General features: G+C 67.3%; 13 protein-coding genes. 12 read left to right on the forward strand and 1 reads right to left on the reverse strand.

Annotated features, from left to right (window positions below):
• The first annotated feature begins 156 nt into the window (after positions 1-156).
• From secY to truA, 10 genes are all read left to right on the forward strand, one after another.
• Positions 157-1,476 (forward strand): preprotein translocase subunit SecY, encoded by a 1,320-nt coding sequence (gene secY / locus ACGFU6_RS20535; RefSeq protein ID WP_123524184.1) that lies wholly within the window; start codon positions 157-159, stop codon positions 1,474-1,476.
• Positions 1,476-2,135 (forward strand): adenylate kinase, encoded by a 660-nt coding sequence (locus ACGFU6_RS20540; protein WP_123524183.1) that lies wholly within the window; start codon positions 1,476-1,478, stop codon positions 2,133-2,135. Before secY ends, ACGFU6_RS20540 begins: the two co-directional genes overlap by 1 nt.
• A gap of 117 nt (positions 2,136-2,252) precedes the next feature.
• On the forward strand, positions 2,253-3,089 hold the full coding sequence (map, locus tag ACGFU6_RS20545; RefSeq protein WP_393612593.1) for a type I methionyl aminopeptidase: 837 nt from the start codon (positions 2,253-2,255) through the stop codon (positions 3,087-3,089).
• A 200-nt stretch (positions 3,090-3,289) separates the two neighbouring features.
• Entirely contained in the window at positions 3,290-3,511 is a 222-nt protein-coding gene (gene infA / locus ACGFU6_RS20550) for a translation initiation factor IF-1 (protein ID WP_014047798.1), read from the forward strand.
• A 60-nt stretch (positions 3,512-3,571) separates the two neighbouring features.
• Positions 3,572-3,685, forward strand: a complete 114-nt coding sequence (gene rpmJ / locus ACGFU6_RS20555; RefSeq protein WP_003956441.1) for a 50S ribosomal protein L36 — start codon at positions 3,572-3,574, stop codon at positions 3,683-3,685.
• Positions 3,686-3,877: 192 nt separating this feature from the next.
• A complete protein-coding gene (gene rpsM, locus ACGFU6_RS20560; protein WP_014047799.1) occupies positions 3,878-4,258 on the forward strand; it encodes a 30S ribosomal protein S13 in 381 nt (126 codons plus the stop codon).
• A gap of 105 nt (positions 4,259-4,363) precedes the next feature.
• On the forward strand, positions 4,364-4,768 hold the full coding sequence (gene rpsK / locus ACGFU6_RS20565) for a 30S ribosomal protein S11 (RefSeq protein ID WP_003956432.1): 405 nt from the start codon (positions 4,364-4,366) through the stop codon (positions 4,766-4,768).
• Positions 4,769-4,905: 137 nt separating this feature from the next.
• The gene (locus ACGFU6_RS20570) at positions 4,906-5,928 is read left to right on the forward strand and encodes a DNA-directed RNA polymerase subunit alpha (RefSeq protein ID WP_024491600.1); all 1,023 of its coding nucleotides are present in this window, start codon (positions 4,906-4,908) and stop codon (positions 5,926-5,928) included.
• 187 nt (positions 5,929-6,115) lie between these two features.
• Positions 6,116-6,619 carry a 50S ribosomal protein L17 gene (gene rplQ / locus ACGFU6_RS20575; RefSeq protein WP_123524181.1) on the forward strand — a complete coding sequence of 168 codons (504 nt, stop codon included), beginning with the start codon at positions 6,116-6,118 and terminating at the stop codon, positions 6,617-6,619.
• A 102-nt stretch (positions 6,620-6,721) separates the two neighbouring features.
• Complete coding sequence (gene truA / locus ACGFU6_RS20580) at positions 6,722-7,576, forward strand: tRNA pseudouridine(38-40) synthase TruA (RefSeq protein ID WP_393612594.1); 855 nt, start codon at positions 6,722-6,724, stop codon at positions 7,574-7,576.
• A gap of 31 nt (positions 7,577-7,607) precedes the next feature.
• Here truA and ACGFU6_RS20585 read toward each other — a convergent pair whose 3' ends face one another.
• Entirely contained in the window at positions 7,608-8,462 is an 855-nt protein-coding gene (locus tag ACGFU6_RS20585; RefSeq protein ID WP_393612596.1) for a hypothetical protein, read from the reverse strand.
• A 67-nt stretch (positions 8,463-8,529) separates the two neighbouring features.
• On the opposite strand from ACGFU6_RS20585, the gene ACGFU6_RS20590 reads away from it, so the two are divergent.
• Both ACGFU6_RS20590 and rplM read left to right on the forward strand, forming a co-directional pair.
• Complete coding sequence (locus tag ACGFU6_RS20590) at positions 8,530-10,149, forward strand: ABC-F family ATP-binding cassette domain-containing protein (protein ID WP_393612598.1); 1,620 nt, start codon at positions 8,530-8,532, stop codon at positions 10,147-10,149.
• Between the two features lie 243 nt (positions 10,150-10,392).
• Positions 10,393-10,836 (forward strand): 50S ribosomal protein L13, encoded by a 444-nt coding sequence (gene rplM / locus ACGFU6_RS20595; RefSeq protein ID WP_024490227.1) that lies wholly within the window; start codon positions 10,393-10,395, stop codon positions 10,834-10,836.
• The last annotated feature ends 2 nt before the right edge of the window (positions 10,837-10,838 follow it).

The raw sequence follows: 10,838 nt of genomic DNA on the forward strand, positions 1-10,838 counted from the left end.
TGGTCGTTCCTAGGGGGGCATGTACGCCGGTAAGGTGGCGTCCGTTGCTGTGGTAAGCCCTGGACGCATGTCGTCCGGGGACCTTTGACTGTTACGTATTCGTCAATCCTCAAGACCGTCACCTCTACGCATCGCGCGGGGGTCGCAGGAGGCACCGTGCTCACCGCGTTCGCCCGGGCGTTCAAGACGCCCGACCTGCGCAAGAAGCTGTTCTTCACGCTCGGCATCATCGTGCTCTACCGGCTCGGGGCGCATATCCCGGTCCCGGGGGTGAGCTACGAGAACGTCCAGACCTGTGTTGATCAGGCAAGCAAGGGCAACAACAGCCTCTTCGGCCTGGTGAACATGTTCAGCGGTGGTGCACTGCTGCAGATCACGATCTTCGCGCTCGGCATCATGCCGTACATCACGGCCAGCATCATTCTTCAGCTGCTGACCGTGGTGATTCCCCGACTCGAGGCGCTCAAGAAGGAGGGGCAGTCCGGCCAGGCAAAGATCACGCAGTACACGCGTTATCTGACGGTCGCACTCGCCATCCTGCAGGGCACCGGCCTGGTGGCCACCGCACGCAGCGGTGCGCTCTTCAGCGGCTGCCCGGTAGCTGACCAGATCGTCCCGAACGACTCGCTCTTCACGACCATCACCATGGTCATCACGATGACCGCCGGCACCGCCGCCGTCATGTGGCTCGGTGAGCTGATCACCGACCGCGGCATCGGCAACGGCATGTCGATCCTGATGTTCATCTCGATCGCCGCCAGCTTCCCCGGCGCCCTGTGGGCCATCAAGACGAGCGGCAAGCTCGCCGACGGCTGGATCGAGTTCGGCACCGTCATCCTGATCGGCTTCGTGATGGTGGCCCTCGTCGTCTTCGTCGAACAGGCCCAGCGCCGCATTCCGGTGCAGTACGCGAAGCGCATGATCGGCCGCAGGTCTTACGGTGGTACGTCCACCTATATCCCGCTGAAGGTGAACCAGGCGGGTGTGATTCCCGTCATCTTCGCTTCTTCGCTGCTCTACATCCCGGCCCTGATCGTCCAGTTCTCCAACTCCCAAGCGGCTTGGGCGACCTGGATCAAGGACCACTTCGTCAAGGGCGACCACCCGTACTACATCACCGCGTACTTCCTGTTGATCGTCTTCTTCGCCTTCTTCTACGTGGCGATTTCGTTCAACCCCGAGGAAGTCGCGGACAACATGAAGAAGTATGGTGGCTTCATCCCGGGTATCCGGGCTGGTCGACCTACTGCCGAGTACCTGAGCTACGTGCTCAACAGGATCACTTGGCCGGGCTCGCTGTACCTGGGTCTGATCGCTCTGGTGCCAACGATGGCGTTGGCAGGCTTCGGTGGCGCTAACCAGAACTTCCCGTTCGGCGGGACGAGCATCCTCATCATCGTGGGTGTGGGTCTGGAAACCGTGAAGCAGATTGAGAGTCAGCTCCAGCAGCGCAATTACGAAGGGTTCCTCCGCTGATGCGAATCGTCCTCGTCGGCCCGCCGGGTGCCGGCAAGGGAACGCAGGCTGCGTACCTTGCCAAGAACCTGTCGATTCCGCACATCTCCACGGGCGACCTCTTCCGCGCCAACATCAGCCAGGGCACTGACCTTGGCAAGCAGGCCCGCGCCTACATGGACGCGGGGCAGCTGGTGCCGGACGAGGTCACGATCGGGATGGCCAAGGACCGGATGTCCCAGTCGGACGCGGTCAACGGCTTCCTGCTCGACGGCTTCCCGCGCAACGTGGGCCAGGCCGAAGCCCTTGATGTGATGCTCAAGGACGAGGGCGTAGAGCTGGACGCGGTTCTCGATCTCGAGGTCCCCGAGGACGAGGTCGTGAAGCGGATCGCGGGCCGTCGCATCTGCCGCAACGAGAGCGCGCACGTGTTCCACGTGACGTACAACCCGCCGAAGACCGAGGGTGTCTGCGACACCTGCGGCGGCGAGCTGTACCAGCGCGACGACGACAGCGAAGAGACGGTCCGCACCCGGCTCGAGGTCTACCACACGCAGACCGAGCCGATCATCGACTACTACAGGGCCCAGGACCTGGTGGTCACCATCTCCGCGCTCGGCAAGGTCACCGATGTGACCGAGCGGGCCATGGAGGCGCTCAAGAAGCCCGACGAGGCCTGAGAGCGAACCCGTAGTACCTGTCATTCGGCCGCGGCGTCCATGGGCGCCGCGGCCGAGTGCGTGCGGCCGTATCGTTGAGTAGGCCGCCCCGTCCCGTATGCAGAAAGGCGCCGCGCAATGGTGCAGATCAAGACCCCCGAGCAGATCGCGAAGATGCGTGAGGCGGGGCTGGTGGTCGCTGCCATTCACGCGGCCACCCGAGAGGCCGCCGTTCCCGGCGCCACCACGCTGGACCTGGACCAGGTCGCCCGCAAGGTGATCGCCGACCACGGTGCGAAGTCGAACTTCCTCGGTTACGGCGGATTCCCCGCGACGATCTGCACCTCGGTCAACGAGGTCGTGGTCCACGGCATCCCGGACGAGAAGACCGTCCTCAAGGACGGCGACATCATCTCCATCGACGCCGGCGCGATCATCGACGGCTGGCACGGCGACGCCGCCTACACGGCCTTCGTCGGCACCGGTCACGCTCCGGAGCTCGTCGAGCTGTCCCGGGTGACCGAGGAGTCGATGTGGGCCGGCATCGCGGCGATGAAGGTGAACAACCGCCTGGTCGACATCTCGCGGGCGATCGAGTCCTACATCCGCCGCCAGCCCCGCCCGTCGACCGGTAAGTACGGCATCGTCGAGGACTACGGCGGCCACGGCATCGGCACCGAGATGCACATGGACCCGCACCTGCTGAACTACGTCGCCCGCAAGCGCGGCAAGGGCATCAAGCTGGTCCCCGGCGTCTGCCTGGCCATCGAGCCGATGGTCTCCCTCGGCACGGCCCGCACCGAGGTGCTGGCCGACGAGTGGACCGTGATCACGACCGACGGCAGCTCCTCCTCCCACTGGGAGCACTCCATCGCCCTCACGGAGCAGGGCCCGCTGGTGCTCACCGCGCCGGACTGCGGCCGCGAGAAGCTCGCGCAGTACGGCATCGAGGCGGCGCCGGACCCGCTGGGCTGAATGGTGTGCACCGCGCCCGCCGGGGTGATTGGCGGTGGCCCGGAGGTCTAAGGATCTCCGGCGGTGGGCAAACTTGACGGATTCGTCTTTTGGAGTCCGCTGACGTAGACTGACTCGTCGGCTCTCGTGCATCAGTGTGCCCGTATGTGTGCACACGACGGTACGGAGCCGATCAAGGTAGCCGATTCGAAAGGCGAAGCGTGGCCAAGAAGCAAGGTGCCATCGAAATTGAGGGCACCGTGATCGAGTCTCTCCCGAACGCCATGTTCAGGGTGGAGCTCCAGAACGGTCACAAGGTCCTCGCGCACATCAGCGGGAAGATGCGGATGCACTACATCCGAATCCTTCCCGATGACCGGGTCGTCGTGGAGCTCTCCCCGTACGACCTGACGCGTGGCCGGATCGTCTACCGCTACAAGTAGATCTTGCCCACATTCCGCTGCGGCGGGGTGCTGGCACTGACCCGGAGAACCTGACATCCCATGAAGGTCAAGCCGAGCGTCAAGAAGATCTGCGACAAGTGCAAGGTGATCCGCCGTCACGGTCGGGTCATGGTCATCTGCGACAACCTGCGCCACAAGCAGCGCCAGGGCTGACGCACGACCCCCTGCATCTCGCAGACTTCGCGCGACGCACGTAAACGTACATACGCAGTGCCCGTCCAAGCCACGGCTGACGACACCTCCGGCGGGGGCCGGAGACCCGGGCGTACCACCTCTCCCCGTGAGGGGTCGGCGGTCGGGAGCGGCACTGCGGAAGACCCCCGAAATAACAACTGGAGCCATTGAATGGCACGCGTTTCAGGTGTTGACATCCCGCGCGAAAAGCGCGTGGAGGTTGCCCTCACCTACGTCTTCGGTATCGGGCGCACCCGGTCCAAGGAGATCCTCGCCACCACCGGCGTGAACCCGAACACCCGCGTTCGTGACCTGGCCGAAGAGGACCTGGTCAAGATCCGCGAGTACGTGGACGCCAACCTGCGCACCGAGGGTGACCTCCGCCGCGAGATCCAGGGCGACATCCGCCGCAAGATCGAGATCGGCTGCTACCAGGGCATTCGTCACCGCCGTGGTCTGCCGGTGCACGGCCAGCGCACCAGCACGAACGCGCGTACCCGCAAGGGCCCGCGTCGCGCCATCGCCGGTAAGAAGAAGCCGGGCAAGAAGTAGTCCTCAGCGGACGCACTGCGAAGGTCCGGGTCCCCGGGCATCCGCAGCATCCAGCGGTCTTCGCTGTAGGACCGATCACCTCCCCTCTCCATCTGGAGTAAAGACATGCCCCCCAAGGGTCGTCAGGGCGCAGCCAAGAAGGTGCGTCGCAAGGAAAAGAAGAACGTCGCTCACGGCCACGCGCACATCAAGAGCACGTTCAACAACACCATCGTCTCGATCACGGACCCCTCGGGCAACGTGATCTCCTGGGCCTCCGCCGGCCACGTCGGCTTCAAGGGCTCGCGCAAGTCCACCCCCTTCGCCGCGCAGATGGCCGCCGAGTCGGCCGCCCGCCGCGCGCAGGAGCACGGCATGCGCAAGGTCGACGTCTTCGTGAAGGGTCCGGGCTCCGGCCGCGAGACCGCGATCCGCTCCCTCCAGGCCACGGGCCTCGAGGTCGGTTCGATCCAGGACGTCACCCCGACGCCGCACAACGGCTGCCGTCCGCCGAAGCGTCGCCGCGTCTGATGCGCCACGGCCGGTGACGGCCGTGCGTCAGTAGCGTGGGTACGGGCGGTATGCCCCCTACGGGGGTGTGCCGCCCGTATCCTTGTTTCATCTGTCGGGCGTCAAATAGTGGTCGCCCACGACTGAAGGATTCACACATGCTTATCGCTCAGCGTCCGTCGCTGACCGAAGAGGTCGTCGACGAGTTCCGCTCGCGGTTCGTCATCGAGCCGCTGGAGCCGGGCTTCGGCTACACGCTCGGTAACTCTCTTCGCCGTACGCTCCTCTCCTCGATCCCGGGCGCCGCTGTCACCAGCATCCGGATCGACGGCGTTCTGCACGAGTTCACCACCGTGCCGGGTGTCAAGGAGGACGTCACCGACCTCATCCTCAACATCAAGCAGCTGGTCGTCTCCTCGGAGCACGACGAGCCGGTCGTGATGTACCTGCGCAAGCAGGGTCCCGGCCTGGTCACCGCTGCCGACATCGCCCCGCCGGCCGGTGTCGAGGTCCACAACCCGGACCTCGTCATGGCCACCCTGAACGGCAAGGGCAAGCTGGAGATGGAGCTGACCGTCGAGCGCGGTCGCGGCTACGTCTCGGCCGTCCAGAACAAGCAGGTGGGCCAGGAGATCGGCCGGATTCCGGTCGACTCGATCTACTCGCCGGTGCTCAAGGTCACGTACAAGGTCGAGGCGACCCGTGTCGAGCAGCGCACCGACTTCGACAAGCTGATCGTCGACGTCGAGACCAAGCAGGCCATGCGTCCCCGTGACGCCATGGCGTCGGCCGGTAAGACCCTGGTCGAGCTGTTCGGTCTGGCGCGCGAGCTCAACATCGACGCCGAGGGCATCGACATGGGCCCGTCGCCGACGGACGCCGCGCTCGCTGCCGATCTGGCGCTGCCGATCGAGGAGCTGGAGCTCACGGTCCGCTCGTACAACTGCCTCAAGCGCGAGGGCATCCACTCGGTGGGCGAGCTCGTGGCCCGCTCCGAGGCGGACCTGCTCGACATCCGCAACTTCGGTGCGAAGTCGATCGACGAGGTCAAGGCGAAGCTGGCCGGTATGGGCCTGGCGCTGAAGGACTCGCCTCCCGGCTTCGACCCGACCGCCGCCGCCGACGCGTTCGGCGCGGACGACGACGCGGATGCCGGTTTCGTGGAGACCGAGCAGTACTGAGTCGCCTCCGGCCGGGGTGCGTGTCCTTGATGCGTGCCCCGGACCGGGCGAGGGCTTTGTCCTCGATTGCCGGACGGGCTTGAATTCGCTCGGGCCTTCCGGCACCTGAACTTCCGTGTGGCGACCGCCGCGCGGGAACTGACACCGGTACCTGATACGGCCGGTGCAGCACACAAGGAGAAATACCATGCCTCAGCCCGCCAAGGGCGCCCGTCTGGGCGGCAGCGCTGCGCACGAGAAGCTTCTTCTCAACAACCTCGCGAAGTCGCTGTTCGAGCACGGCCGCATCACCACGACCGAGGCCAAGGCCCGCCGTCTGCGTCCGGTCGCCGAGCGTTTCATCACCAAGGCGAAGAAGGGCGACATCCACAACCGTCGCCTGGTGCTGCAGTCGATCACGGACAAGGGCATCGTGCACACGCTCTTCACCGAGATCGCCCCGCGGTACGAGAACCGCCCCGGTGGTTACACCCGTATCACCAAGATCGGCAACCGTCGTGGCGACAACGCCCCGATGGCCGTCATCGAGCTGGTCGAGGCCCTGACCGTGGCGCAGGCCGCTACCGGTGAGGCCGAGGCCGCCACGAAGCGTGCGGTCAAGGAAGACGCCCAGAAGAAGGACGAGACCCCGGTCGAGTCCGTCGAGGACGCCAAGCCGGCCGACGCCGACGCGGAGTCCAAGGACGCCTGAGCGTTCTGAGACCACGGGACGGGCCCGCATCACCCTTCGGGGCGGTGCGGGCCCGTTCTGCTGTGTGCCGTGTGCTGTGTACGGATCTTGAGAGGATCGCTGGTGAGTGACGTAGTGGAGCCCGGTTTCGTACGGGTGCGGCTGGACCTGGCCTACGACGGCAAGGACTTCTCGGGCTGGGCGAAGCAGACGAGCCGGCGCACCGTCCAGGGCGAGATCGAGGACGCCCTGCGCACCGTGACGCGCTCCTCGCGGACGTACGACCTGACGGTGGCAGGGCGCACCGACGCCGGGGTGCACGCGCGCGGCCAGGTCGCGCACGTGGACCTGCCGGCCGGGGTGTGGGCCGAGCACGCGGACAAGCTGCTGCGGCGGATGGCCGGGCGGATGGCACCCGATGTGCGGATCATGCGGATCGCGGAGGCGCCGACGGGGTTCAACGCGCGTTTCTCGGCGCTGTGGCGCAGGTACGCGTACCGGGTGGCGGACCGGCCGGGGGGCGTGGACCCGCTGATCCGGGGTCATGTGCTGTGGCACGACCGGACGTTGGACGTCGGCGCGATGAACGAGGCGGCGGCGCGGATGACCGGGGAGCACGATTTCGCCGCGTACTGCAAGAAGCGCGAGGGTGCGACGACCATCCGGACGCTGCAGGAGCTGAGTTGGGCGCGTGATGAGGCGTCGGGCGTGATGACGGCGACCGTGCAGGCCGACGCGTTCTGCCACAACATGGTGCGGGCGCTGATCGGGGCCGCGCTGTTCGTGGGGGACGGGCGGCGTCCGGCTGCCTGGCCGGCCGAGGTGCTCGCGGCCCGGGTGCGCGACCCGGGCGTGCACGTGGTGCGGCCGCACGGGCTGACGCTGGAGGAAGTCGCCTACCCGGCCGATGAGTTGCTGGCCGCGCGGGCTGTCGAGGCCCGTAACGTGCGGACGCTGCCGGGGGCCGGCTGCTGCTGAGCGGACGGCCCCCGTGCGGCGGGCGGCGGGGTCAGGTGGTGGGTGCGGTGGCGGCAGCCGAGGCCTGGACCTCGCCGCGGTGGCGGATCTGGCGGAACGTGAAGTCCGTCAGGTCGTTCCCCACGGTGAACACGTTCTTGTCGGCCTTGGTGACGCTCTTGCCGTTGGTGAAGCCGCTGATCGCGGAGTAGACGTACCGGCCGTAGGAGTTGGTCGTACTGCGGCAGACGGCGCCGCCTCGGCAGAAGGTCGGCACACCGGCGCCGCTCAGTGACGCGATGGAGCCGGAGGCCTGCTGGGCGGCCTTCTTGGCCTGGGCCTCGGTCTCGAAGACCGCCAGCCCGATGGTCACGGCCACGCCGCCGCGGCTGTACGTAGCCCGGATGACCTGGTCGCAGCCGTTGTTGACGAGGATCGAGCCGAGTGCGCCCTGGGTGGTGGCGGCGCAGTTGGTGGTGCGGGCCGTGGCGCCCTTGGCGTAGACGCGGTCGCCCATCTTGAGCTGCTTGCCGGGGAAGAAGGCGTCGGCGCTGACGGGCGCCCGGTCCTTCTTCACGTCGGATATGTAGTCCTTCGGGTCCGGCGGGGGCGGCGGCTGCACCGCGGAGAAGGACGGCTCGGGCTCGGCGGTCTGGCTCGGCAGGTCCGTCGCCGACGGCAGCTGGCTCGCGTCCTTCCCCCCGGAGGCGCTGGTGTCGTCCTTGTCGGTCTTGATGACCGCCGTTGCCACGATCGCCGCGACGGCGGCGGTGGCGAGCGCGCCCCCGCCGATCATCAGCCACCGCTTGCGCCTGGTCCGTGACGCGGACTGATCGGCCAGAGCCGCCCAGTCCGGAGTCCCGCTCTCCCCTGGCCCCCAGGAGGGCCCCCCTTGCCCAAAGCTCATGCGGCGAATCCTAGCGCCGCGTGAAACCGGTTGGGCCATAGCCTGGCGGGCCGTGACAATGCTCTGCATGGGACATCTTGAAGCAGGCCATCTGGAGTACTACCTACCGGACGGGCGGGTGCTGCTCGGCGATGCTTCGTTCCGGGTGGCGGACGGCGCGGTGGTCGCCCTCGTCGGGGCGAACGGCGCCGGGAAGACCACGCTGCTGCGGCTGCTCGCCGGTGAGCTCCAGCCGCACGGCGGCTCGGTCTCGGTGAGCGGCGGGCTCGGCGTGATGCAGCAGTTCGTCGGCTCGGTCCGCGACGAGCGCACGGTGCGCGACCTGCTGGTCTCCGTCGCCCAGCCCCGTATCCGCGAGGCCGCGCAGGCCGTCGACCGGGCCGAGGAGAAGATCCTCACCGTGGACGACGAGGCCGCGCAGATGGCGTACGCGCAGGCGCTCAGCGACTGGGCCGAGGCGCGCGGGTACGAGGCCGAGACCGTCTGGGACATGTGCACGACGGCGGCGCTCGGCGTCCCGTACGAGAAGGCGCAGTGGCGTGAGGTGCGCACGCTGTCCGGCGGTGAGCAGAAGCGCCTGGTGCTGGAGGCGCTGCTGCGCGGCCCCGACGAGGTGCTGCTGCTCGACGAGCCGGACAACTATCTGGACGTCCCCGGGAAGCGCTGGCTGGAGGAGAGGCTGAAGGAGACCCGTAAGACGGTCCTGTTCGTCTCCCACGACCGGGAGCTGCTGTCCCGGGCCGCCGAGAAGATCGTCAGCGTGGAGCCGAGCGCGGCCGGCAGTGACGTGTGGGTGCACGGTGGCGGCTTCGCCACGTACCACCAGGCCCGCAAGGAGCGGTTCGCGCGCTTCGAGGAGCTGCTGCGGCGCTGGGAGGAGGAGCACGCCCGGCTGAAGGCGCTCGTCCTGCGGATGCGGCAGCAGGCGGCGAACAGCCCCGACATGGCGAACCGCTACCACGCGATGCAGACCCGCTTCAAGAAGTTCGAGGACGCCGGCCCGCCGCCGGAGCCGCCCCGGGAGCAGGACATCCGGATGCGGCTGCGTGGCGGCCGGACCGGGATGCGGGCGGTGACCTGCAAGAACCTGGAGCTGACCGGTCTGATGAAGCCGTTCGACCTGGAGATCTTCTACGGGGAGAGGGTCGCCGTCCTCGGATCGAACGGGTCGGGCAAGTCGCACTTCCTGCGGCTGCTGGCCGGCGAGACGGTGGCACACACGGGGGAGTGGAAGCTCGGGGCGAGGGTGGTGGCCGGCCACTTCGCGCAGACCCACGCCCACCCGGAGCTGCTCGGCAAGACGCTGGTCGAGATCCTGTGGACGGAGCAGGCCAAGGACCGGGGCGGCGCGATGTCCGTGCTTCGGCGGTACGAGCTGGAGCGGCAGGGGGACCAGCCCTTCGAGAAGCTGTCCGGCGGCCAGCAGGCCCGCTTCCAGATCCTGCTGCTGGAACTGGCCGGCACGACGGCGCTGCTGCTGGACGAGCCGACCGACAACCTGGACCTGGAGTCGGCCGAGGCGCTCCAGGACGGCCTTGAGGTCTACGACGGCACGGTGATGGCCGTCACCCACGACCGCTGGTTCGCGAAGTCCTTCGACCGGTACCTGGTCTTCGGCTCGGACGGGGTCGTACGGGAGACGGCGGAGCCGGTGTGGGACGAGCGGCGGGTGGAGCGGGCCCGGTAGCGGCCTGGGCGGGCCGGGGCGTTTTGACCGGCCCGGGGCGCGGCGGGTAGTGTCGAGGTTTGTTATACGTATGGGCCGTGTCGTTCTCGCACGAAGGACCGCCCCTGCGTAGGTTCTCTGGAGCAGTTACCAGTGGCTCGCATACGGGTGTCGTTCCCGGCATTGTGAGCCCCAGCTGCATGATCGCTTCAGAGGTGTGTCGTGTGTATGGACCCCATCCACTGAAGAAGCGAAGGCTACGAAGTGCGTACGTACAGCCCCAAGCCCGGCGATGTCACTCGCCAGTGGCACATCATTGACGCCGAGGACATCGTCCTGGGCCGTCTGGCCACCACGGCCGCGAACCTCCTCCGAGGCAAGCACAAGGCGATCTACGCCCCCCACATGGACATGGGCGACTTCGTCATCATCATCAACGCCGAGAAGGTTCACCTCTCCGGCAACAAGAAGACCCAGAAGATGGCGTACCGCCACTCCGGGTTCCCGGGCGGTCTGCGCTCCGTGCGCTACGACGAGCTTCTCGCGAAGAACCCCGAGAAGGCCGTCGAGAAGGCCATCAAGGGCATGATCCCCAAGAACACTCTGGGCCGCCAGATGATCTCGAAGCTCAAGGTCTACGCGGGCGACCAGCACCCGCACGCTGCTCAGCAGCCGGTCCCGTTCGAGATCACCCAGGTCGCGCAGTAGTT

The sequence above is a fragment of the Streptomyces sp. NPDC048462 genome (assembly GCF_043200175.1).
In the GTDB taxonomy this organism is placed as follows: domain Bacteria; phylum Actinomycetota; class Actinomycetes; order Streptomycetales; family Streptomycetaceae; genus Streptomyces.

Bases quoted from the DNA above. Each gene is read 5' to 3' on its own strand.
- ACGFU6_RS20540 (WP_123524183.1), top strand. From the start codon at position 1,476: ATGCGAATCGTCCTCGTCGGCCCGCCGGGTGCCGGCAAGGGAACGCAG.
- map (WP_393612593.1), top strand. From the start codon at position 2,253: ATGGTGCAGATCAAGACCCCCGAGCAGATCGCGAAGATGCGTGAGGCG.
- rpmJ (WP_003956441.1), top strand. From the start codon at position 3,572: ATGAAGGTCAAGCCGAGCGTCAAGAAGATCTGCGACAAGTGCAAGGTG.
- rpsM (WP_014047799.1), top strand. From the start codon at position 3,878: ATGGCACGCGTTTCAGGTGTTGACATCCCGCGCGAAAAGCGCGTGGAG.
- rpsK (WP_003956432.1), top strand. From the start codon at position 4,364: ATGCCCCCCAAGGGTCGTCAGGGCGCAGCCAAGAAGGTGCGTCGCAAG.
- ACGFU6_RS20570 (WP_024491600.1), top strand. From the start codon at position 4,906: ATGCTTATCGCTCAGCGTCCGTCGCTGACCGAAGAGGTCGTCGACGAG.
- rplQ (WP_123524181.1), top strand. From the start codon at position 6,116: ATGCCTCAGCCCGCCAAGGGCGCCCGTCTGGGCGGCAGCGCTGCGCAC.
- ACGFU6_RS20585 (WP_393612596.1), bottom strand. From the start codon at position 8,462: ATGAGCTTTGGGCAAGGGGGGCCCTCCTGGGGGCCAGGGGAGAGCGGG.
- ACGFU6_RS20590 (WP_393612598.1), top strand. From the start codon at position 8,530: ATGGGACATCTTGAAGCAGGCCATCTGGAGTACTACCTACCGGACGGG.